The sequence below is a fragment of the Phycisphaerales bacterium genome (assembly GCA_016716475.1).
GTDB lineage: Bacteria > Planctomycetota > Phycisphaerae > UBA1845 > Fen-1342 > JADJWG01.
Map to the genome: position 1 here is coordinate 503,763 of JADJWG010000004.1, position 22,967 is coordinate 526,729.

Consider the following 22,967-nt stretch of genomic DNA (forward strand, 5'->3'; position numbering starts at 1 on the left):
TGATCGCGAAACCGCCAAGGGCTCCCCCCCTTGGGCGCCGATTTGCCCGGGTGGCATGCACCCCTCAATCCCCGGTGGACTGCTCCCCGGCCCGGTGGGGTTCCACATGCACCAGCACTTGCCGTACCTGTGGCAGCACGGCGCGCACGGCGTGGTCCACCTCGTGCGCTACCTCGTGTGAATGTCGTACGGACATCTCGCCGTCTACCTCCACATGCATGTCGATCAGGTAATGCAGCCCTACTTTGCGGGCGTAGACTTTCTCGATGTCCGCTACACCAGGGACCGCGCGCGCGACCAGCCGCGCCGCCGCGCCGATCTCCGGGGCCTGCGTATCCATCAATTCACGCAAGGGACGCCGCACGAGCCGCGTGGCATTGAAGAGGATCAGTCCGGCCGCGACGAGTGCGGCCCAGTTGTCCGCATGGGCCCAGGCCGGACCGCCCAGCAGCGCCACCGCAATGCCGACCGCCGCCGCCAGTGAAGTGATGGCGTCACTGCGATGGTGCCACGCGTCGGCCTCCACCGAGCCGCTGTCAATCTTTCGCCCGACACGCCGCACAAACCGGAAGAGACCCTCCTTGACCACAACCACGCCCAGCAGCACGAACAGCGTATACCCCGCCGGTGGCAGGCGCTCGTTGAACAAGCCGCGCACCGATTCCACTGCGATACTCACACCCGTGCCGAACACCAGCAGTGCGACGATCAGTCCCGCGAGCGATTCAGCCCGTCCGTGGCCGTAAGGGTGGTCGTCGTCAGCGGGCTGTCCCGCAATGTGCAGGCCGCGCAGCACGACGGCAGAGGAAACCAAGTCGAGCAGGGATTCCACGGCGTCGGCAACCAGCGCGAATGAATTCCCCAGGATGCCGGCTACGAGTTTGCCCGTACCGAGGCAGGCGTTGACGAGCAACGCCAGTACCGAAGCGGCAGCACCGTCGCGAAATGGGGTGTCGGACGAATTCATCGCATCCGCGACCGGTTCCGGTCGGTTACAGGCCTTGGGCGGTCTCAGGTGTTCGGTAGGGCGGCCTGCCCGGTATGTTGGAGGCAGGAACGCGGAAGCCACACCCACGAGGCACGATAACCTTGTCGGCGTCCCTCCGGCAAGCTAGCATGGTCGACTTGAGCCGGTGGGGGATGTGCCGGATTCCCCGGAAAAAGCCGCAGAGAAGGAGCCCAACTTGGCAGCCCAGCGAGATCAGCACCTGTTCACGTCCGAATCCGTGAGCATGGGGCACCCGGATAAGGTGGCGGATCAAATCTCCGACGCGATTCTCGATGCGATGCTGGCGCAGGATCCGTACTCGCGGGTCGCGGTCGAGACGCTCGTTTCCACCGGCATGGTTGTGGTTGCCGGTGAGGTCACGACCCAGGCGTACGTCGAGATCCCCGATGTGGTCCGGGAGACCGTCCATGAAATCGGATACACCTCGGCCGACATGGCCTTCGACTACATTTCCTGCGCCGTACTGAGTTCGATCAAGCGGCAGTCGCCGGACATCGCCATGGGTGTCGATCGCGACGGTGCCGGAGACCAGGGCATGATGTTCGGCTTCGCCTGCCGCGAAACGCCGGAGCTCATGCCGCTCGCGATTCGCTTGGCGCACCGCCTGGTCGAGACGCACGTCCACATTCGCCGCGAAAACGTCATTACCGGCCTGCGACCCGATGCGAAGAGCCAGGTCACGATCGAGTACGCCGACGGCAAACCCGTCCGCGTGGATACCGTCGTGCTCTCGACGCAGCACGAGCCCACCTGGAACGACCGCCAGAAGCAACTCGGCGGTGAGATCACCGAGAAGCTCATCAAGCCGGTTCTTGGCGACTGGTGGAACTCGCAGGTCAAGGTGCATGTGAACCCCACCGGCCGCTTCGAGATTGGCGGCCCGCACGGCGATTGTGGCCTGACGGGCCGCAAGATCATTGTTGATACGTACGGCGGTCGCGGGCGCCATGGGGGTGGGGCCTTTTCGGGCAAGGATCCCACCAAGGTGGATCGCTCGGCGGCCTACATGGCGCGCTACATCGCGAAGAACATTGTTTCGGCCGGGCTCGCCGACGTCTGTGAGCTCCAGCTCTCCTACGCCATCGGGGTCGCGGACCCGACCAGTGTGTTCGTCACCACCGAAGGTACCGCGAAGATCGACGAGCGCAAAATCGCGGAACTGGTGCGGGAATTCTTCCCGCTGACGCCCCGTGGAATTATCGAACACCTCGACTTGCGCCGCCCGATTTACCGCGACACCGCCCGGCATGGCCACTTCGGTCGCGAACTCCCGAACTTCACCTGGGAGAAGACCGACAAGGCCGCGGCGCTGCGCAAAGCTGCAGGGCTCTAGAACTTCGCCCCCGCGCACCCCGCCCGTGCAGGGAGGGGTTGGGGGAGCGGGTCAAGTTCCGTTGAATGGCGCCCTTCACCGGATCGTTCCGCCTGGTGGAACGGAGTAGTGGGATCGCTGCGCATACGCTCAACAAGCACATTGCAGCAATTCCCCCCGGTGGTCTTCCCCTGTCGGCCGGATTCGTCCCGAGCACGCAGTGCACCGGGAGGGGTGCCGGCTCGTGGTTCGCGTGCCATTTCCAGCCCCACGCCGCTCCAACCGTCCCCTTGTCCCCGCGCGGCGCTGTCGGCATCATGCGTGTGGAGGTGTTCCGAACATGTACGATGTCAGCGTGACCCGGACCTTCGTGGCGACTCACCAGCTTCGCTACCCGGACGGCACCCTCGAAGAGTTGCACGAGCACGTTTGGGAGGTGACGGTGACCTATGCGGGGCCCGCGCTCGATGCGACCGGCCTGCTGGTCGATTTCGTGCCGCTTGCGCAGCGGATGGACGAGATTCTGAGCGTCCTGCACGAGCAGAATCTCAATCATGTTCGCGTCTTCCGTAACCATTCCCCGTCGGCGGAGCATGTCGCCCTGTATGTAGCCGAGCAACTCGTGGGCTTCGCAGGTCACGGGGCTCGGCTGACATGCGTGGCCGTCGTCGAGGCGCCGGGCTGCGTGGCGCGCTACTATCCGCCGGGCGAGCGCTGAACAAACCCTGCGGTGGCGCAGGGTTGCTGCGCCACAAGCAAGGCAAGAAGCAAGGGAGCAGCATGCAGCTCAAGATCTTCAAGGGACTGTGGGGTGACGCCGAGGGGCATGCCACACAGGCGGACCTGGCGCGCATTCGGGGTGCCGGGTACGACGGCATCGAGTGGTCGGCACCCCAGGCCGACCCGGCGGCGTGGCGCGACTGGTGCGGTGAACTGGGGCTCGAGTACATCGCCATGGTGTTCCCGCTGACGCCCGGAGAGATTGCGGCCGAGGTGCAGAAGGTCCGCGCCTACGGCCCTGTCAAAATCACGATGCACAGCGGCCGGGACAAAATGACTTTCGAGGAGGGTTGTGACTTTTTCGAAGCGGCCCTGGCGCTCGAGGAGGATCTCGGGATTCCGATCGCACACGAAACCCACCGCCACCGGCTGCTCTACGCGCCGTGGGCCACGGCCCGCTACCTGGAGCGATTCCCGCGCTTGCGGGTCTGTGCAGATTTCAGCCACTGGTGTTGCGTGTGCGAGTCGCTGCTGAAGGACATGGAGGACTGGGTGCAATTGACCTGCGAGCGGGCCGTGCATGTGCACGGGCGTGTCGGCTGGGAAGAAGGACCGCAGGTGGCGGATCCACGGGCGCCCGAGGTAGCACACTACGTGGCACGACACGAGGAGTTCTGGGATCGCATTCGCGCTGCGCACCAGCAGCGTCAGGCCGTCGAGCTGACCTTCACACCGGAGTACGGCCCGCCGGGCTACATGCCGGCCTTGCCCTACACGCGCCAGCCACTCGCCAACCTCTGGGACGTCTGCCTCTGGTCGGCCGAACGGCTGCGCACGCGCTGGGGGGCCTGACGGCCGGGCGCGGTGTTGCGCCAGCCGGGCAATCCGCCGGCCGGCGCGGGGGGTATCGTGTCCCGTCCGGTCAGCGCGCCGGTGGCGCCGCCGTGTCCTCACCCAGCGCCGCTTTACTCTCGATCTGCTCTGCCAGCGTCCGAACCGGCACGCCGCGCAGCGTCTTGCGGCGGATGAACTTCTGTGCGAAGAGGTTGTTGGGCACGGACATCCGGGTGCCGCCTTCGCCCTGCAGAACGGTGTACATGAAATTGATGTCCACCACGCGGCCCTGCAGCCCCTCGGGGAGAATTTCCACCTGCTCGCCGATGTTGAACGGCCGCCAGATCAGGATCACGATGGTGGCCAGCAGGTTGCTGAGAATACTCCAGACCGCCACAAAGGCCACGGCGATCATCGCGACCACGGTCGTCAGCAGCGTCCAGATGCTGTCGATGCGCCAGCCCGACAGGGCGATGAAACTGAGCGCTGCGAGCACCGTCAAGACGCCCCGCAGCCAGCGGCGCAGGAGATTGACGATGCTCTCCGGCAGACGCCCGCCGCGGTGCAGCGCAAAAAGCGCCGCATACGCCAGCCGGTCCAGTACCAGCGCCGCGATCAGGACCAGAGCGCCCGTTCCCAGCATGCGCAGGTCGAGCCACTCACGTGGGAGGCGGATATTCCAGATCCACAGGAATCCCACCAGGAAGGTCGCCAGTAACGCCAGCCGGACGGCGGCGCGCAAGAGCGCCAGCACATACCGCGAACGACTCTCGGCCAGGACGGGATCCTCCGGTTCGCCGTCGCGCTCCGTGCCCGTCGAATGCGCCAGGGGAGCGGCGGTGTTCACCCGTGTCCGCGGTTCCCTTTCGGCGTAATGGTCGAGCAGGTCGACCACGTATTCGGACACGGTCAGAGCGACGATCAACAGCAGGCCCGTCACCAGAATCCCAAAGCCGATGTAGGTTGCCAGTGCTCCAAAGCCGACCACCTGGAGCGCGAGCAACGCGACCACGACCAGCGTGACCACCGGGTACAACAGCACCGCGAACGCCGCGACCCACTGGCCCTGCCAGGCATCGAACACTCCCAGCACGCGTTGCTTGGGCAGCAGGAACAGCAGCAGCAGCACCAGCAGACCGGTCTTGAAGACCTCGTAACTCGCGTTGCGCAGTGTCAGGGCGAAGCCGCCCACATCCAGCGCGAGCGGCACCGCCAGCACGCAGGCGGAATAGAAGATGATGGTGCCGAGCCACCAGCGGTAGTGCTGTGCCACAAGGTCTGAACACGGCAATGGCCGGTGGGCGGGGCTGTTGTCCTCAAAAAGGTGATGCACAAGGCGGATTGCCAGCGGTGCTGCGGCTGCGAGCCCCAGCAGCGCGGCGGCCACGAGGCGGGCCCGCCCTTCCGGATACGCCTGCCAGACGAGCACGAGCAGCGCCCGTCACCAGCACCACGATCGCGAGATCACCCAGCATGTTCCAGCCGAGCAGATTGATGCGGTCGCTGAGACCGCTGGCTGGCGGAGGTGCGGATTCGCCGTCGGTGGGCCGCGGACGAAGGTAATCCGCTTCGATGTGACGTGCCAGTACGACGCCACGACGACGTGCGAGAACCGTCAGAACGATTCCGCACACGACACTCAGCGCGAGCAGCGCGGGGCCCCAGGTCCAGACCGCACTCCCCGGAACCCGCAGGGGTGCGGCGAGCGCGGCCAGCAGCGTCCGGGCACGGCCTTCATCATCGTTGCCGCCGAAAAGCGTGGCGTCCAGGTCGGCTTCGGCCGCAGCGAGGACCGCCGCGGGTGGTCCAAACGCGGCGACGACGGCCCGCAATTCGGTGCCGGCGCGCCACCAGTCGGTGCGCAATACGCCCGCATCGCGACTACCGATGCGCCGCCAGAACAGCGACAGGTTCACGGTTTCAAGGTAGGAGAGATGCTCATCCGCGCGTTCCAGCGCGGTGATCAAGCGGTCGAGCACCGGGCCCGCCGGCGTCAATGCGGCGGACATGGCTTCCGCGAACCGGGCCCGGAGTTCCGCGAGCTGGGCATCGAGGCGCGTGCGCTCCACGGCATCGGTACCCAATGCTTCTACTTCGACCGCCGCCGCCAGTTCCACGAAACGCAGCAACGCGCGATCGCGTGCGGTCTGCATGCTCTGTTGGAGGGTGAGCAGTTCCACCTGCGCGCGGCGCAGTTCGGTCGCGCGGCGGGTAATGTCGATCTGGTCCGCTTCGCTGCGCAGGTAGAGCGTGCGGGTTTCCTCGCTGGAGCGATAGTCGAGCGTGTCAACGATGCGTTCCCAGGCAGCGCGCGCGGTGTTGATCCGCTCGATCAGGCGATCGGCGCGCGTGTCGGCAGCATATCTCTGGAGTGTTTGGACGCGCTCCGGACCGGTGAAGTAGCGCTGCAGCACGCGCTCGACGAAGACCTCGGTATCCAGCAGCGCCCGCTCGAACGGTCGTGTCGTGGCCTGGCGCTCCAGCTCGAGCCGTTCAAGTTGTGAACGTCCGAGTTCTTCGGTGAGTTGTGCCAGGCGGGCCTGGGCCGCGGTCAGCAGCTCACGCTGGACCGTCAGCCGGCGCTCATCCCGGCGCTGTAACAGCTCGGTGTGCCGCTCATCCAGAGCGATGTTGTGCAGCGCGAGCTCGAGCGCGCCGATGAGCACGCGCAGCCGCCGCTCCCCCAGCGACTCGGTTGCCGGTGCGGTCGTCACGGCCGCCTCCGCCTCCGGCTGCTGTACGGCCGCTTCGTGCTCTTGCCGCAGGGCGCGCAGCTCGGCTTCGAGCTGCGCCCGCCGCTGTGCGAAACCCCCGGCGAGTTGCGCAGCACGGCGCGCCTGTTCATCCGCCAGAATCCCCCGCGCCGTTTCGATACCCTGCACGCGCTGCCGCAACGCCTCCACGTCGGCCGCGGTGACGGCCCGCAACTCCTCGATCGGCAGGGCCGCCGCCAGTTCCAGCGCCTGGGCCTCGATCTGCACAAGTTCCGCCGAAAGCAATTCCACTTGTGCGGGGCTGCCCAGCTCTTCGAGCGCTGTGTACAACCCCGCCGCGCGCTGCACGCGCCCCAGGTAATTCTGCCAGGCGTCATATAGCGCCAACGCGTCCGCCCGCAGGGCCGCATCCGGTGCTTCGGGTGACTCGGCCGGCTGGGTTGTGGGTGCCAGTACCGTCAGTCGTGCTTCGGCGAGTTCCACCCGCGCCGGGAGGTCGCCCGGTCCCTGCGGGACCTGCCGCAGCAGCGTGGCGGCCTGTGTGGACGCGGGCGGGATGATCAGCGGAGCCGCGCCGGCGGTTGCGGTGGCGGGCTCCTGGTCAGTCGGTGGCGGCGGTGGTTCCTGCGCACGCGCCGCGCTCAGCAGGCACACCCCCGCGACCAGAGTCACCAGCCAACCATGAGTCCCCCACTTGCCGATGTACCTGCACCCCGCAACCACGAACCGCATCATCACCTGCTCTTTCATACCCCCATCCAACCCAGATGATAGCGGCGGTGCGCGCTATCGTGCGTGAATCGGATGGGCCGTGCCCCCGCAACCGTGTTACGCGGTCAACCGAGTATGAAGCGGCGGCGCTTGACATAATCCCACACCACGAAGCGCTCCAGTTCCCCGCCCGTCACGAAGAAGACGCGACCCGTAGTGCTTTCGGCGAGGGTGTGCGCGAAGCGCACATCCTCCTCGTTCTGGGCCCACGTGCTCAGCAGGAAGATGTTGATCACGATGCCCTGCGCACGGCAGCGCAGTCCCTCCCGCAGTGTGTGTTCCGCCGTCCGTGCATCCGGCGGGAAAAGCATGTAGAGCTGCTGTCCCTCGAAGTGTGCAGTCGGCAGCCCGTCCGTAATCAGTACGATCTGGCGGTTCGGCGTATCCTGCACCTGCAGCACCTGCCGTGCAAGCCGCAGACCGTGTTCGAGGTTGGTGAAGTGCGGCGGCAGCAGCAGTTCGGAGAAGCTGGGGTCGCCCATGTCCGCGCGCAGCCGCACGACCGGTTCGCGGATCGTGACAGGCCGCGGCAGCAGTTCGATGATCTCGGCCACGTGTCGCCGCTTCGCCAGCGTCGCCACCTCCACGAAGTCCACGAAATCGCCCGGATACTCGCTCCGGATCAGCCCGTGCAGCGCCAGCGCCATGCGCTTCACATGCACGTACAGGCCGTCCCAGCGCATCGAGCCGCTCATGTCCATCAACACGCTGGTCGCGCACTTCGGCTGGTTCCGCGTGAGGTGAATCTCGATGTCACCCGGCCGCAGCCGCACCGGCTGCATGGGACCTCCTCCCTCTCGGGCGACACCCGCGGCCGGCTCTCTGCGCTCCCGCAGCAGCGCGTTGAGTAGGGTCGCCGTCACGTCCATGGAGCCGAGCGAGTCGCCGAACTCATACGGCTTGGTGCGCTGCAGCTCCACCGCCCCATCGCCCGCGAGCACGACGTGGTGCCGGCCGGACCGGGCGGCGTGCAGCTCGCTGAAAATCTGTTCGAGCAGCCGCCCCTGGAACAGTCGGTAGGCCTTCGGCGAGAGCCGTAGCTCGCCCTGCTCCTCCAGCAGGCCCTGCTCTTCGGCCTGTCTGCGCAGCAGTTCTTCGATCCGTTTCTGAGTTTCGCGCAGGCCCTCGAGCTGTTCTTCATCCGCGAAGCGCCGCAGTGCTTCCTGGTCGATCACGTAGACGCGGGCGTTCTTCTCCGCCTCCGCGATCTGTTTCAGCAGCCGGTCGATCGTTTCCAGCTCTTCCTTCACCTCCAGTGCGCGGGGCACGTCCAGAGCAGTGCGCCCCGTGAAGGCGTACTGGGTAGCCAACTCCTCCACTTCATCCCGTTCGACGAGCCGCTCGTTGATCTGCACCAGCTCCCGGGCGAACGGACTGCGCTGCGGCACCCGGTACCAGAGCCGTTCGAAATCGAGGTTCTGCTCATCCCGGGCGGCCCGCTGAAACGCGTCGCGCAGCTCTCTGGGTGGCCGGGCCTGGCGCAGCGCGGCTCGAAACACCTGCTCCGCGAGCCGCCGGACCGTCTGGGTCTCGTATGTGCTGAGCAGCTTGCGCTTGCGCTCCTCGAGGAGTGCCCGCAGGGCCGCCAGACTCGGACCCAGCCCGGCGATCTGTCGCGGATCCAGCTCGACCGCGTCAGCAAGTTGCTCGGGGGTCAGCTTCCGCGCCCGACCGTAGAGCAGGAGATGCTCGAACGCGGGTGAAAGCATGTCGGGCGGGTCCGCGGCCGGCAGAGGGAATCGCTGCGGATCGTACTTGCGGTAGGTGTGGATGACGCCGCCCACGAGCCGGGGAGTATTGGACATCGCCTTGCTTTCCTGCGCGCCGCGACCGGCACGAATCCAGCCGGTTCAGGACACGTCGTAGCGAATCACGCCGTGGCGCGCCGAGCGCGAAATCTTCTCGTGCGCGTACAGGCCTGCCAGAACAAACTCCACGCAACTCGCCCGCATGGCCGAATCCGTTGCGGCGCTTACCTCGAACGCCTTAGCCCACGCCGGGGGCACGCGTTTCAGCCGTTCGGCGTAGTGTCCGCTCGGCAGCAGGGTGCCGACCTCGACCTTGACGCCCTTGCCGAACACATCGGCGATTTCTTCCAGTCCGTGGCGATCGACATATTCATCGAAGACCTGCTTGATGGCCGCATTCTGCACCGCTTCGAGCACCTGAGGTTCGCTCAACTGGTGGCTGCTCATCAGGTCGATTTCGAGTTTGCCGAGACTGGAGGCCAGCAGGTGCGCGAGGTCGCTGATCCGTGGCACCGCGGGTTTTTCGCCGAGCAGCACGGCCCGGCGGCGGGCAGCGGCGATCAGCGTGCGGTAGTTCGCGATCGAGAACCGCGCGCTGACGCCCGAGGCGTGGTCCACATAGGGGCTCTTGCGCGCTTCGATCGTGATTTGCTCGACGATCTCCTGCATGAAGAGCGGCACATGCACGGGAAAGTCGCCCCCGAGGTCGAGGCCCGCTTCCTGTTCCATGATCGCGATACCGTAGGCCCGGTCGCGCGGGTAGTGCGTTCGGATGATCGATCCGATGCGGTCCTTGAGTTGCGGAATCACCTTGCCGCTGCGGTTGTAGGTTGCCGGGTTTGCGGAGAACAGGATCACGACATCGAGGTTGAACCGTACCGGGTAGCCGCGGATCTGCACGTCGCGCTCTTCGAGGATGTTGAACAGTCCCACCTGTACCAGCTCGTCTAACTCGGGGATCTCGTTCATCGCGAAAATCCCGCGGTTCATCCGAGGGATCAGGCCGAAGTGCAGCGCCTCCTCCGCGCTCAGACTCGTCCCGGTCGCCAGCCGCGCGGGGTCGATTTCGCCGATGACGTCCGCGAACTTCGTTCCGGGTGCCAGCCGCTCCACGTAGCGCTCCTCCCGTGGCCACCAGTCGATCGGCGTATCCTCGCCCGCTTCGGCCAGCCGCGCCCGACCGAAGCGCGTGATGGGTTCGCAGGGGTCGTCGTGTAACTCGCTGCCGGCGATGAACGGTACGAGTGGGTCGAGCAGGTCCCGCAAACCGCGCATCAGGCGGCTCTTGGCCTGCCCCTTCTCACCAAGCACCAGCAGGTCGTGCTGCGCGAGCAGCGCCGTGCACAGTTCCGGGATGACGGTGTCGTCGTAGCCGACGATGCCGGGGAACAGTGGCTCCCCGGCAGCCAGCATGCGCAGCAGATTGTCGTGCAGTTCGCGCTTCACACTGCGGGGCTGCCAGCCACTTGCCCGTAAAGCGCCTAACGTCCTGGGTAAATCGCGTTCCTTGGGGGACATGCGGGATTGTAGCTCGGAACCATCGTGTCCGGCGGTGTTGAAAGCTCTAGCGCCGGCCTGCCGGCGGGCCCGTAGGTTCTCAGGGTAGCGGCTCCGTCCAGGCCGCTGTCACCCGGCGTTCCGCGCCGGCCGACCCATCGAGCCGCACAAGTTGAAACGCCCGCCCGCGCTGGTGGTGCCACCCCAGGCGGAGCGTCACGTGCTCAGGCCGTCGAAAGTCCAGCACACTGGCCGTGCGCGTGGGCGGCGGGGCGTCCCCGAGGATCGGCGCGCGGGCGGCGTCGACCAGCAGGACACGCTCCGCCGGCCGCTGCACACGGTCCAGGTGGATGTGCCCGCGTCGTTGCGGATCGTCAAAGTCGTCGGGGTCACCCGGCGCTCCGCCATGGCCGGTGGCATTCATCGCGTAGGTGCGTGTCATCAGGCCACCGTAGATCCGTTGTGCTGCCGGACAAACCAGCACGGACTTCACCCGAAACAGCTCCGCAGGTGTGGTCCCATCCTCGTGGGCGAAGCGTTGTACCACGAGCCCCCAGTTCGGCAATTCCCCATAAGGTTCGCCGATGGCCGGCCCGTAGCCGCGGTGCTCATCGGCGTAGGTGCGGCAGGCAAGGAAGGCCTGCCGCAGGTTCGAAAGGCAGATCGCCGCCTGTCCGGCTGCCCGCGCCTGTCCCAGTGTGGGGAGCAGCACGGCCAGCAGTAGGGCCAGGATCGCAACCACGATCAGCAGTTCGATCAGGGTGAAGGCACGAGCCATAACCCGATCGTAGTCGTGGCCGGACACCTTGACGCCCGGCCCGTTGGATTCCAGAATGCGGCGGGTCGAGTACGCGTCCGGAAGAAGACGCACCGCGACCGCGCCTGCGGTCGGTGCAGAAGGGTGTTGGGTGTTGTGCCGGTGAAGTCCTGGGAAATCCTGCGCGAAGCCACCGATCGAGTCGGTGTGAAAGCCATCGCGGCCAAGCTGAAAATCAGCACCGCGCTGGTCTACAAGTGGTGCCAGGAACCCGCCGGCGACGACCCCGACGCCTCCGGCGCCCGCAATCCGCTCGACCGCATTCGCATTCTCTTTGAGGAAACCTGCGACCCGCGCATCATCAACTGGCTCTGCCAGGTGGCCGATGGCTTCTTCGTCCATAATCCCAAGGTGGACTTGGGCGACCGGGAGGAACACCTGCTCGGCACCACCCAGCGCTTCGTGCAGAGCTTCAGTGAACTGCTGGCCAACATCAGTCGCAGCATCGAGAACGACGGACTCATCACCGCTGACGAGAGCATCGTCATCCGCGAGTCCTGGGAGCGCTTGAAGTACCACGCCGAGAGCTTCGTCGTGGCGTGCGAGCGCGGGGATTTCAGCCGGCGCGACCACCGCCGCGATCCGCGTCCCTGAACGACGCGCGCCCTGAACGACGCGCTCAGTCGCCCGCCGCGTCTGCTTCGCGGAGCGCTTCGGCGATGGCCCCGGCCAGCACATCCAGTTCCTCCACCTCGATCGTACGCAGATCGAACAACAGCACCCCCGCACGCACTCGACACAGCACCGGCACCTCGCGCTGCCGCAGAAGTTCCGCCACTACGTTGCATGGCGTCGTATGCGGGCGCACGGCAACGCAACGCGTTGGCAATGCGTGCTCTGGAACGGCACCGCCGCCGACTTCCGACATTTCCGGCACCGCCGCGACTTGCGCAGGTAAACCCGCCGTCACCAGCGTTTCCGCGAGTTGTTCCGCCAGGCGTGTGATCTCCGGTAGCGGCCGCAGCAGGAAGCGGTAGACCGGCAGGCGCCGGGCCGCGGTTTCGGGATCCCGATACAGCCGCAGTGTGGCCTCCAGCGCGGCGAGCGTCAGTTTGTCCGGCCGCAGCGCGCGGGTGAGGGGACTCTGCTTCAGACGCTCCAGCAGCGCGCGCCGGCCGACGAGGATTCCCGCCTGCGGCCCGCCGAGCAGCTTGTCGCCGCTGAAGAGCGTGAGGTCGGCACCGCCCGCGACACTCTCGCACACGACCGGCTCGTCGCCAGGCAGCTTCAGCCGTGCTGCGGGCGGTGCGACCGGATCGGAAAGCGCGGTGAACAGGTCCGAGACCCTACCGCCTGCGGGGGTTTGCATCTTCTGTTCGTCTTCGTCCCAGGGCAGATCGCGCCGCAGCAGACCACTCCCGAGGTCGTCGATGACCACCAGCCCGTGTTGCCGCGCGAGGGCGACGAGTTCGGCGAGTGTCGCGTCTTCGGTGAAACCCACCATGCGGTAATTGCTGGTGTGGACCCGCACGAGCAACCGCGCTTCGGGCGTCAGCGCCCGGGCGTAGTCGCTGATGCGCGTGCGGTTCGTGGTGCCCACTTCGACCATGCGACAGCCGGCCGCGGCCATGATATCCGGCAGGCGATACGAGCCGCCGATCTCGACCAGCTGACCGCGGGCGATCAGGGCCTCCCCGCCGGCGCCCAGTGCATGCAGCGCGAGCCACGTGGCGGCGGCGTTGTTGTTGACGACGAGCGCGTCCTCGGCCCCGGTCAACTCGCACAGCAGCGCGCGCAGGTGGCCCTGCCGGTCGCCGCGCTGACCGGTTTCGAGGTCCAGTTCGAGGTTGCAGTAGCCCCCCGCAACTTCTGCGAGCGCCTCGATCGCTTCCTCGGCCAGCGGCGCCCGCCCAAGGCCCGTGTGCAGGACGATTCCGGTCGCGTTGAGTACGCGCCGCAGCCGGGGTTGTGCCCGTGCATAGAGACGCTCGCGCAGTTCGCGCGCCAGCGTGGCGGTGTCCAGCTTGCAGTCCTCCCCCGCCAAGAGCTGGCTCCGCCGCATGGCGAGCAACTCGCGCAGGGCCGCCCGGACCTCCGCGCGGGGCTGATCAACCAGCAGGCCCGCGACCGCCGGGTGGTTGAGCAGGACATCGACACTGGGCAGTTGTCGCAACCGGTCGTGAGGTGTCATCGGTTACGCTCCGTGGGTCTCGTGACGCAGCGAGTTGGCGGGTCCCGCCGGGTAAGGGGGGCTTGTTGTGCGGGTGCAAGCCCAGGATCGCGGACCGTCCTGGCGGTGCTCCTCCTGCCCACATTCCCACCCTCCCGGGTGACCACGCCTGCTCCTCACCGCGCGCCGGCAAACTGTGTACGTACCAGCACCTCGTAGGCCGGGCACGATTGCAGCAGCTCTTCGTGCGCTCCACAACCGACCAGCCGGCCTTGCTCCAGCACGACGATCAACTGGGCCCGCGCGATCGTGCTGAAGCGGTGGGCAATAATGAATGTTGTGCGGTCTCGTGTCACGTCCTCGAGCGCCGCCTGAATGCGCTGCTCGGATTCCGTGTCGATCTGGCTCGTCGCCTCGTCCAGGATCAGAATCGGGGGATCCCGCAGGATCGCGCGCGCCAGTGCGATTCGCTGTCGCTGCCCGCCCGAGAGTGTCCGGCCGTTGACCAGTGCGTCGTAGCCGGTCGTCAGGACCCCGTCCGCCTCCACATGCAGCGCGCGTACGAATTCGTCCGCGAAGGCCCGCCGGGCCGCCTGTTCCACTGCATCCGGACCGATGCCGTTGGCGCCGTAGGCGATGTTCGCACGCACGCTGTCGGAGAAGATGATCGCCTCCTGCGTCACGAGCCCGATCTGAGACCGCAACGACGTCAGGTTGTGGGCGCGGATATCCCGCCCATCGATCAGGATCGTCCCCTTCGTCGGCTCGAAGAACCGCAAGAGCAACGACATCAGTGTCGTTTTTCCGGAGCCGTTGCCCCCCACGAGCGCCACGACGGTCCCCTTCTCAATCCGCAGATTGATCCCCTCAAGCACCGGTTGTCCGGGATTGGACGGGTACGCGAACGTCACGTCGCGGAACTCGATGGCTTCCGTCAGGCGCGGCAGCGCCGGCCGGTCCGCTTCGTTCGCATGCTCCTCCATCGGGAGATCGAGCAACTCGAACAGGCGCCGTGCGGCAGCTTCGGCGGCCTGCAGGCGATTGTTCACGTTACCCATCTTGCGCAGCGGGTCGAACACGCCGCCCAGGCAGATCACCGCACCGAACAGCAGTTGGGGTTCCAACTCACCCTGGAACACGCGGCTGCCGCCGTACAATACGAATGCGGAGATGGCCAGCGACGCCAACAGTTCCAGCACCGGGTTGCTCGCCGCATCTACGAGTTCGATATGCGTCTGCGCCCGTTGCAGCTCGCGCCCTTCGGTGGCGAACCGGCGGCTTTCCGCCGCCTCCATATTCGACGCCTTCACCACCCGGATGCCCGCCAGCCGCTCATCGAGATGATCAAGCAACCGGCCCCATGACTGCGATACCCGCCGCTGGGCCCGCTTCACCATGCGGCCGAACAGCCGGATGACGAAGTACCCGATCGGTAATCCGACCAGGGCGGCTACGAGCATCCGCCAGTCGAACGCCAAAGCCAGCACCAGTACGCCGATGGCCTTGAGCGGTTCGCGCGCCACCTTGCCGAACAATGTCGAGACACCTACTTCGACCTTGTTTAGATCGGTCGCAAAACGGCTCAGCGTGTCGCCCGCCGGCTGCCGGCTGTGCCATGTCAATGGCAATCGCAGCGTGTGGTCAGCCAGCGACGTCCGCAGGTCATGCATGGTGCGCTGCACCGCCAGGGCTACGAATCCTTCATTGCAGAACCGGCAGATTGCTCCCAGCAATGCAATGACCACGATCGCGGTCATCAATGCGAACAGCATCCGCAGCCGCCCTTCGGCCGAGCGGTCATTCGGCAGTCGCTCAGCCACCCAGGCCGCCGCTGGCCACCACGCGGCCGGCGCCCGGGCTGCAAGCACCACCTCTTCCTCCGTGCCGTCCGCCCGCACGACCCGGATCGGCACTTCCTCCCCCGGATGTCGGGCCAGCAGCCGGGCCAGCCCGTACGCCGAACCCGGCTTGCCGGCCACGGCCACGATCCGGTCACCCGCCCGCAGCACTCCTTCCACGGGCGCGCGGGAACGCACATAGTCGATGTCCAATCCTGCGGGATCGTCCGGCAGGTCGGCCGGCACAACCACCCCCAGTCGCCCGGAAGCGACGGCCCGATGCAGCCAGTCCACAAGGGTTTCATGCTCGGCGAACATGACCTTGAGCACCGGGACGATGCTTGAAATGCTGAACGTGTAGAACACGCTGACGCCCAGGGCCGAAATGAGCCCCATAATCAGGACGCGCCGGTGCGGTGCCAGGTAGCGCAGGGCCCGGCGAAAGTTCGGCAGCCAGTGTTGCGGATGATCCGTTTCCATAGCCGGACGATATAGTAGTGGTTTTCGTCCCGGGCGTCGGCCCGCGGCCGGCATGGATCTGCAGCCACACACGCCCGGCCGGACGTGACCCGGGCCGCACCGCGTCGCCCCAAGAACCGGAGACCTTCGTGGATCGTGAAATCAGTCTGTCATCCCAGGATATCACCGAAGCGGAAATCAACGCCGTTGTCGAAGTGCTGCGCTCCGATCGCCTCAGTCTGGGCCCGCGAATTCCGGCTTTCGAAGCGGAGTTCTGCCGCCGGCTCGGCGCGAAACACGCTATCGCGTGCAGCAGCGGCACTGCCGGCCTGCACATGTGCTGGCGCGCCATGGGCATCCGATCCGGCGACGAGGTGATTACCACCCCGTTCTCGTTCATTGCTTCCAGCAACAGCATCCTCTTCGACGAGGCCCGCCCCGTCTTCGTCGATATCGAACCCGACACCTGGCAGATCGACCCCCGGCGGATCGAGGCGGCCATCACCCCCCGCACCAAGGCCATTCTGCCGGTGGACGTGTTCGGCTCCGTTCCCGACATGGACGCGATCCGCACGCTCGCGAAACGTCACAACCTCCGGGTGCTCGAAGATTCCTGTGAGGCCCTTGGCACGACCTACCATGGCCGGCCGGCCGGCCTGATCGGCGAAGCCGGCGTCTTCGGGTTCTACCCCAACAAGCAAATCACCACCGGCGAGGGCGGCATGATCGTCACGAATGATGATGATCTCGCCTTCATGGCTCGCTCGCTGCGCAACCAGGGACGCGACCCCGAGGGCGGCTGGCTCGCCCATCCGCGGCTCGGCTACAACTACCGCATGACCGACATTCAGGCCGCGATCGGCATTCACCAGATGCGGCGGCTGGATGAAATTCTCGCCAAGCGCGCCCGGGTCGCGGATCACTACCGCGCGCGGCTCACCCAAGAGCCGCGAGTTACCATGCAGCGGATTCCCACCGAAGTGCAAATGAGCTGGTTCGTGCTGGTGGTGCGCCTCGGCGACGACTACACCCAAGGCGACCGCGATCGTATCCTCGAACAACTCCGCCGTCGCGGCATCGGCTGTAACGTCTATTTCCCACCGATCCACTTGCAGCCGTTCTACCAGCATGAGCTTGGTTGCCGCCGCGGGGACTTTCCGATCACCGAGGCGCTTTCCGATCGCACGATCGCGCTGCCGTTCCACAACCACCTCACCGAGGCCGATGTGGAACACGTCGTGAAGACGTTCCGCACTCTGCTCTGACGACGAGTGTGCGCCGGGAACACCCCCCGCCTGCGGCGCTGTCCCGCGTGGGCAGCGCCATCGGCATAGCGATCCGCCTACCGTTCAAACGGAGCGTCGTTGTTGCGCAGCGCCAACGGCCGCCCCAGAATCTCGCTCAACACCAGTGCTGCCCGCAGGTCCGCCGGCGAACGTGTCATCTGACGCACGGATTGCCGCAATTTGGCCGTTCCGTGGTCGCCGCCCTCGATAACCGCGACGGGCCTTCGCGTGGTCACCAGGGGGGGCAACCGTTCGGGCTCAGGTGGCAACTCAATTGGAGTAGCGCTCGCGATCGGGCTCGGTCGCGGCGCCGGCTGATCCAGCGCATCCGGCTGCTGCCGCGCGCGCTCCGTGGGAAACGGCATCCGCTCCGACGCCTCGCGCCGCGGCGGGGTTCCCGGGCGATCGACTGGCCGTGGCGAGCGTTGCGCCGTCGGCCGGGGGGCGGTGGCTGAACCGCTCTCGGCGCGCGGCCGGGGAACGGGGCGCGCCGTCGGTCCGGGCTCGCGCCGGGTGGGGGTCCGCTTGTCGTCTTTCTTATCGCCCTTGGACTTCTGCAGAATGCCGCCGATGATGCTCGCGACAATGATCGCGATGTAAATGAGAAAACCCGGGTCGAAGCTTCTCTGTGCCAGCAGGATCGGCAGCTCAGGCAGCATCGCGCACATCCTCACCGACCCTGCGGCGCATCGCCGCTACCGTCCGGTCGCGCACCCTTGCCGGCAATCGAGTCCCGCATCGACGTATCCGACTGGATGTTGCGCATCCGGTAGTAGTCCATGATGCCGAGGTTGCCGCTGCGGAAAGAGTCCGCCATGGCCTTGGGAATCTCCGCCTCCGCGAGGACGACAATGGCGCGGTTCTCCTCGACCTTCGCCCGGTTCTCCTGCTCGAGTGCGATGGCCATCGCACGGCGCTTTTCGGCCTCGGCCTGGAAGCGCTTCTTGTCGGCTTCGGCCTGATCGGCCTGCAGGCGGGCACCGATGTTCTCACCGACGTCGATGTCGGCGATGTCGATCGAGAGGATCTCGTAGGCGGTTCCGGCATCCAACCCCTTGTTCAGCACCGCCTTGGAGATCTTGTCCGGATTTTCGAGCACATTCTTGTGGCTGCCCGCGGAGCCGATCGCGGAGACGATGCCCTCGCCGACGCGCGCGATGACCGTCTCTTCCGTGGCACCACCGACCAACCGGGCGATGTTCGTCCGCACGGTGACCCGCGCCCGCGCCCGGAGCTGAATGCCGTCCTGGGCCACGGCATCGATCGTCGCGCGGCCGGACTTCGGATTGGGGCAGTCGATGACCTTGGGGTTCACGCTGGTCTGCACGGCGTCGACAATGTCGCGCCCGGCCAGGTCGATCGCGCAGGCCTTGCGGAAGTCCAGCTCGATCTGGGCGCGCTGTGCCGAGATGAGCGCCTGGACCACGTTGGTTACGCGCCCCCGGGCCAGGTAATGATTCTCAAGGTCGGTCGTGGAAATGTCGGAGAGTCCGGCTTTCCAGGCCTGGATCTTGGCATGCACGATCACGCTGCTGTTTACGTTCCGCAGCCACATCCCGATCAATTCGCGCCATTGCACGTTCGCCTTGGCGGAAAAGGCCGTGATCCAGAGCCGCCCGAAGTTGAGCATGACGACGATGACAGCCAGCACGACCAGTGCGCCGACGACGCCGCCGATCCAATACAGTATCTCGCTCATGAGGTACCCTTTACCGCTAGTGCGTTACCGGTGCTAAGCTAACCCCTGGTCCGGCAGCACACGAACTTCGATTCGTTTGCCTGACCGGCGCACCACCTGCACGCGTTGCCCGGCCTCAACATACTCGCCCAGCGCGGTGACGTCCACGAGCTCTTGTCCGAATCGCGCCTGTCCGCTGGGACGCAGCGTCCCGACCACGACGCCGACATCACCGATCTGCCCCACGAGCGTCTGTGGATCGCTGGGGTCCGGGCCGACCAGCTCCGGGTTCGAGAGGATGATGCCGTCCACCATCCGGGTCTCCGGCAGCACTTTGATGAGCATGAGAATGCCCACCAGTGCCACGGCCATGCTGCCAAGCAGCACCTGGAAGCCCGTGGCGAGGCCCTTGCGGGTCGCTTCCCACATCAGCGGCGAGAAGGTCGGCAACTGGGGGTCGTATTGGATGAATGTGCCGACAATGCCGGCCAGCAGGGACACCGCCCCCAGGATGCCCGCCACACCGAAGCCCGGCAGGACGAACAACTCTACCGCGATCAGGATCAGTCCCAGCACGATCAACGCCAGGGCCCACACGTTGCCGAGTCCGGCGGCGTACGGTGCCGCGATGAAGATTGCGCCGGCGATCAGGGCCGTTGCGCCCGGTAGAATCAGTCCGGGCGACTGAAATTCCATGTATAGGCCGATCATGGCGATCACGAGGAGCGCGCCGCGCACCAGCGGGCTGTTCAGCCAGGCCGCGAATTTCTCCCAACCGGTCTGCTCGAGTGACAGCAACGGCCCTGTAATCTCCAGCTTCGCGAGCAACTCCTCGGGTGAACGGGCAATCCCGCGCGCCAGCCCCAGGCCGACAGCGTCATACTGGGACAGGGTCAGCAGGTCGCCGTCCCCATCGATGGGCTGTCGCACGGGCAGCGGATCGCGATCGTCGTCCCACCAGGGCAGGCGAAAGTTGCGCACCAGGCGCCACGCGCGCTCTTCCGCGGCGACATCATCCAGCAGTTCTTTCTTCCGGGCTCCGTCGACGATCTTGCGCACGGCGGGGTCTGCGACGGACTCCAGCCACCAGACCTCTTCACTCAATGTCACCATCGCCCGAAGCAGCACCGGATCGTGGCCATGGCGCGCTGCCGAATCACGATATTCCTGCAGGATAGGACTTTCGACTTTGGCCCGTTCGGTGTCCCCCAGTTCGGCCATCCCCGCGGGCCCGACGATGATGGGAGCCGAGTCGCCGATGGATGAGGCCGGCGACATCCAGATCTCCTGACAGGCCACCGAGATCATGGCGCCAGCGCTCAGGGCCATCGGATCGACCCATGCCACGGTGCGCAGCTCGCTGGGCAGCGTCTTGATCATCCGGCAAATAGCCAGCGCCGGCCCCACGCCGCCACCGGGGGTGTCCAGCCGGAAAATAACGGCCTCGACACCCGCGCTGGTGGCTTCGTTCAGCCGCCGCTCGATACTTTCCCGCGTGATTTCGTCGATCGGCCCCTGGATGCGGATCAGTGCCGCGCCGCCGCGCGCCGACGGCTTGTCCTGCGCGCCCGCGGGCCACCACGCGGCGGCCAGCAGCAGCACACCGGCTCCGATCCAGCCCGGACGCAGCCACTGCAAGGCAGCGCTTCGGTGGGGGCAGGCAGCTCGTTTACGCATGTCCAGTATCCTCCACGGTCCGAGGGTCCGGCAGCACCGGCCGGCCGCCCTCTCCGGCTACTCCTATGATAGCGGCCGCTGCGCGCAGCGCGTGGCGCCGGGAGGTGTTTACCCACTACAAAACACCACCGACTTTCAACTCGCCCGTGGTGCGCCACGGGTTTGCCGGCTGTGCCGCCCGCGGGCGTCGGTGTTGTCCCCCGGGGGGGCTGACACTACCTGCGGCAGAAGCCCTGCACCTGAAGATTTTCAGCGGTGACGCGCACAGAATTCTCAACTCCCCCTACAGCCACGCCGATAGAACCGCAGTGCGTTGATTATTCGGGACGATTTGCAAGCTGCTCAGGAGAGCCACATGCCTACAAATTCGAAGTTCAACTTCCGCAACACGCGCTCGAAGACGAGCCGCACCACGACCAACTTCGGCGGTTCGCAGACCACGGGGAACCGCCCGTCGGCCAACCAGCCCACCTACTCGACGCGTTCGCCGAAATTCCGCGCGGCGCAGAACGAGGTGCAGTGGCGCATTGGTTCGTACCGCAACATCCAGACCCAGTTCAGCGGCCCCGGCGTCAAGACCCCGGTTTCGCCGACCACGGTCTCGAAGTGGATCAAGTACGTCAATAACGGCGTGCAGGTCTATAAGTTCACCAACAAGCAGTTCCAGACGTATTTCGGCGCGAAGACCGCCAACAGCAACCCCACCGTGGTGCGCAAGCAGCTCGCCACCCGCTTCGGCGCTTCCATCAAGGACGTCACGCGCGGTAAGGGTAACACCTGGTTGATCGCGGCCACCCGCACGCCGACCGCCCGTCCCTTCGCCAATTACCCCTGGAAGTAAACCGGTCCCCTCCCCTGCGTCTGCGGGGGTCCCCCGAGAGTGGAATCGCAGCTTGCAAGTTCGTGCTCTGGCGGCCCGTCATCCTGAGGATGGCGGGCCGCCTGCTTTCTCTCCGATGGGCGGCTTCCGCCGGCGCGTCCCTCGCTTGCTTCCCCACCACCCGCCGCCGTAGAACAGCGCCCGTGGAACGCCGTGTCATCGTCATCACCGGCTGTACGGCCTCCGGTAAGGGGGCCGTCGCCCGCGCCCTCGCCGATGAGATCGACGGTGAAATCGTCAGCATCGACTCCATGAAGGTCTACCGCGGCATGGACATTGGCACCGCCAAGCCGTCCGCTGCCGACCGGGCCCGCATTCCTCACCACATCGTCGATGTCGCCGACCCCTGGGAGCCCTTCAGCGCCGCCGCCTTTGTCGTCCGTGCTGATGCCGCCGTCGCTGCGATCCACGCGCGCGGACGGCCGGTGATTGCGGTCGGCGGAACGGTCCTCTACCTCAAGTGCTGGTACGAGGGGCTCTTTGAGGGTCCGCCAGCCGATCCTGCCCTGCGCGCCGCGCTCCGCGTCCGGGCCGCGGCGTGCGGTTCAGCGGCCCTGCACGCCGAGTTGGCCGCCGTCGACCCGGTTGCGGCCGCCCGTATCCACCCCCAGGATCTCCGGCGCATCGAGCGGGCGCTCGAGGTCTACCAACAGTCCGGCCAGCCGATCAGTGCCCTGCAACGGCAGTGGGACCAGGGGGGCCCGCGCCGCCCCGACCTGCGGTGGACGCTGATCGGGCTCCGGCGCGAGCGCGAGGCCGCGAACCGCCGCATTAATGCCCGGGTAAAGGGGATGCTGGCGGCCGGACTGGAGCAGGAAGCCCGCCGGGTCTGGGAAGACCCGCGCGGCGTAGGTCCGCAGGCCCGCCAGGCGGTGGGCTACGCTGAACTGTTCGCCTACTTCCAGGGCCGACTTACGCTGGAAGAGGCGACCGAGCGGATCAAGATCCACTCCCGGCGACTCGCCAAACACCAGCGCTCGTGGTTGAAACGCCAGCGGGACTTCCGCTGGGTGGCTGTGGCGGACGACGCCACGGTACCCGCTGTGCTCGCTTCCGTCCGATCACTGCTGGCCTGAGGGGGCGGAGCGAGCCGGCGCCCCACAGTCTGCCGCCCTACGCGCCTTACAGGCGCTGCCGTAGAATCCGCTCTACGCCGGACAGATCCCCGGCAGTGGTTACGCGCTGGTCGCGAAGGAGCCCAGGCATGACGGTGCCTAATGATCGGAAGTATTCGCAGACCCACGAGTGGTTCAAGCTGGACGGCGACATCGTCACGATCGGGATTACGCAATTCGCGGCCGATGAGCTGACCGACATCACTTTCGTGGACCTGCCGAAGCCGGGAGATAGCGTCGCGGGGGGTACGCACTTCGGTGAAGTTGAGTCGGTCAAGGCAACCGGCGAGTTATACACCGCCGTGTCCGGCGAGGTCGTTGAAACCAATGAAAGACTCGCCGACGAGCCCGGTCTGCTCAACACCGATCCGCTCGGCGCCGGGTGGCTGATTAAAATTCGCTGCAGTGATACCAGCCCGCTGGAGAAGATGCTCGACGGAACGGCCTACAACCAGTTTATCGCCTAACCGGCGTCCTCCGCCTGGCTGGGATCGCGACGCTG

General features: G+C 66.3%; 19 protein-coding genes. 8 read left to right on the top strand and 11 right to left on the bottom strand.

Annotated features, from left to right (window positions below; translation table 11 throughout):
* Nucleotides 1–64 precede the first annotated feature (64 nt).
* Nucleotides 65–967, bottom strand: coding sequence for a cation transporter (locus IPM18_16135; protein MBK9121111.1), 903 nt, complete (start codon nucleotides 965–967; stop codon nucleotides 65–67).
* A 265-nt stretch (nucleotides 968–1,232) separates the two neighbouring features.
* Here IPM18_16135 and IPM18_16140 point away from each other — a divergent pair, with 265 nt between their 5' ends.
* The 3 genes from IPM18_16140 to IPM18_16150 all read left to right on the top strand — a co-directional run bounded on the left by IPM18_16140 (nucleotide 1,233) and on the right by IPM18_16150 (nucleotide 3,893).
* Nucleotides 1,233–2,342, top strand: coding sequence for a methionine adenosyltransferase (locus IPM18_16140; GenBank protein ID MBK9121112.1), 1,110 nt, complete (start codon nucleotides 1,233–1,235; stop codon nucleotides 2,340–2,342).
* 319 nt (nucleotides 2,343–2,661) lie between these two features.
* The gene (locus IPM18_16145) at nucleotides 2,662–3,039 is read left to right on the top strand and encodes a 6-carboxytetrahydropterin synthase (GenBank protein MBK9121113.1); all 378 of its coding nucleotides are present in this window, start codon (nucleotides 2,662–2,664) and stop codon (nucleotides 3,037–3,039) included.
* 62 nt (nucleotides 3,040–3,101) lie between these two features.
* The gene (locus IPM18_16150; GenBank protein MBK9121114.1) at nucleotides 3,102–3,893 is read left to right on the top strand and encodes a sugar phosphate isomerase/epimerase; all 792 of its coding nucleotides are present in this window, start codon (nucleotides 3,102–3,104) and stop codon (nucleotides 3,891–3,893) included.
* 70 nt (nucleotides 3,894–3,963) lie between these two features.
* Here the strand turns inward: IPM18_16150 and IPM18_16155 are convergent, their stop codons facing one another.
* The 5 genes from IPM18_16155 to IPM18_16175 form a co-directional block, all read right to left on the bottom strand.
* Nucleotides 3,964–5,304 carry a mechanosensitive ion channel family protein gene (locus IPM18_16155; protein MBK9121115.1) on the bottom strand — a complete coding sequence of 447 codons (1,341 nt, stop codon included), beginning with the start codon at nucleotides 5,302–5,304 and terminating at the stop codon, nucleotides 3,964–3,966.
* On the bottom strand, nucleotides 5,192–7,339 hold the full coding sequence (locus IPM18_16160) for a hypothetical protein (protein MBK9121116.1): 2,148 nt from the start codon (nucleotides 7,337–7,339) through the stop codon (nucleotides 5,192–5,194). The genes IPM18_16155 and IPM18_16160 overlap by 113 nt, the downstream gene beginning before the upstream one ends.
* A gap of 86 nt (nucleotides 7,340–7,425) precedes the next feature.
* Entirely contained in the window at nucleotides 7,426–9,165 is a 1,740-nt protein-coding gene (locus tag IPM18_16165) for a hypothetical protein (protein MBK9121117.1), read from the bottom strand.
* A 45-nt stretch (nucleotides 9,166–9,210) separates the two neighbouring features.
* A complete protein-coding gene (locus IPM18_16170; GenBank protein MBK9121118.1) occupies nucleotides 9,211–10,626 on the bottom strand; it encodes a magnesium chelatase in 1,416 nt (471 codons plus the stop codon).
* A gap of 79 nt (nucleotides 10,627–10,705) precedes the next feature.
* Nucleotides 10,706–11,383 (bottom strand): prepilin-type N-terminal cleavage/methylation domain-containing protein, encoded by a 678-nt coding sequence (locus IPM18_16175; GenBank protein MBK9121119.1) that lies wholly within the window; start codon nucleotides 11,381–11,383, stop codon nucleotides 10,706–10,708.
* A gap of 141 nt (nucleotides 11,384–11,524) precedes the next feature.
* Between IPM18_16175 and IPM18_16180 the strand changes: the two genes are divergently transcribed.
* Nucleotides 11,525–12,016 (top strand): hypothetical protein, encoded by a 492-nt coding sequence (locus IPM18_16180; protein MBK9121120.1) that lies wholly within the window; start codon nucleotides 11,525–11,527, stop codon nucleotides 12,014–12,016.
* Nucleotides 12,017–12,041: 25 nt separating this feature from the next.
* On the opposite strand, the gene selA is transcribed toward IPM18_16180, so the two are convergent.
* Both selA and IPM18_16190 read right to left on the bottom strand, forming a co-directional pair.
* A complete protein-coding gene (gene selA / locus IPM18_16185) occupies nucleotides 12,042–13,535 on the bottom strand; it encodes an L-seryl-tRNA(Sec) selenium transferase (protein ID MBK9121121.1) in 1,494 nt (497 codons plus the stop codon).
* A 173-nt stretch (nucleotides 13,536–13,708) separates the two neighbouring features.
* Nucleotides 13,709–15,850: an ATP-binding cassette domain-containing protein gene (locus IPM18_16190; GenBank protein ID MBK9121122.1), complete on the bottom strand. Its 2,142-nt coding sequence runs from the start codon at nucleotides 15,848–15,850 to the stop codon at nucleotides 13,709–13,711.
* Nucleotides 15,851–15,978: 128 nt separating this feature from the next.
* Here IPM18_16190 and IPM18_16195 point away from each other — a divergent pair, with 128 nt between their 5' ends.
* Nucleotides 15,979–17,094, top strand: coding sequence for a DegT/DnrJ/EryC1/StrS family aminotransferase (locus IPM18_16195; GenBank protein MBK9121123.1), 1,116 nt, complete (start codon nucleotides 15,979–15,981; stop codon nucleotides 17,092–17,094).
* 77 nt (nucleotides 17,095–17,171) lie between these two features.
* Here the strand turns inward: IPM18_16195 and IPM18_16200 are convergent, their stop codons facing one another.
* From IPM18_16200 to IPM18_16210, 3 genes are read right to left on the bottom strand one after another with little or no spacing between them, the layout of a single operon-like run.
* Complete coding sequence (locus IPM18_16200) at nucleotides 17,172–17,774, bottom strand: hypothetical protein (GenBank protein ID MBK9121124.1); 603 nt, start codon at nucleotides 17,772–17,774, stop codon at nucleotides 17,172–17,174.
* Between the two features lie 11 nt (nucleotides 17,775–17,785).
* Nucleotides 17,786–18,814 carry a flotillin-like protein FloA gene (gene floA / locus IPM18_16205; protein MBK9121125.1) on the bottom strand — a complete coding sequence of 343 codons (1,029 nt, stop codon included), beginning with the start codon at nucleotides 18,812–18,814 and terminating at the stop codon, nucleotides 17,786–17,788.
* 33 nt (nucleotides 18,815–18,847) lie between these two features.
* The gene (locus IPM18_16210; GenBank protein MBK9121126.1) at nucleotides 18,848–20,470 is read right to left on the bottom strand and encodes a hypothetical protein; all 1,623 of its coding nucleotides are present in this window, start codon (nucleotides 20,468–20,470) and stop codon (nucleotides 18,848–18,850) included.
* Between the two features lie 355 nt (nucleotides 20,471–20,825).
* Here IPM18_16210 and IPM18_16215 point away from each other — a divergent pair, with 355 nt between their 5' ends.
* The 3 genes from IPM18_16215 (at nucleotide 20,826) to gcvH (ending at nucleotide 22,932) form a co-directional block, all read left to right on the top strand.
* Nucleotides 20,826–21,311 (top strand): hypothetical protein, encoded by a 486-nt coding sequence (locus IPM18_16215; GenBank protein ID MBK9121127.1) that lies wholly within the window; start codon nucleotides 20,826–20,828, stop codon nucleotides 21,309–21,311.
* Nucleotides 21,312–21,400: 89 nt separating this feature from the next.
* Nucleotides 21,401–22,426 (top strand): tRNA (adenosine(37)-N6)-dimethylallyltransferase MiaA, encoded by a 1,026-nt coding sequence (miaA, locus tag IPM18_16220; GenBank protein ID MBK9121128.1) that lies wholly within the window; start codon nucleotides 21,401–21,403, stop codon nucleotides 22,424–22,426.
* Nucleotides 22,427–22,554: 128 nt separating this feature from the next.
* Nucleotides 22,555–22,932 carry a glycine cleavage system protein GcvH gene (gene gcvH, locus IPM18_16225; protein ID MBK9121129.1) on the top strand — a complete coding sequence of 126 codons (378 nt, stop codon included), beginning with the start codon at nucleotides 22,555–22,557 and terminating at the stop codon, nucleotides 22,930–22,932.
* Nucleotides 22,933–22,967 lie beyond the last annotated feature (35 nt).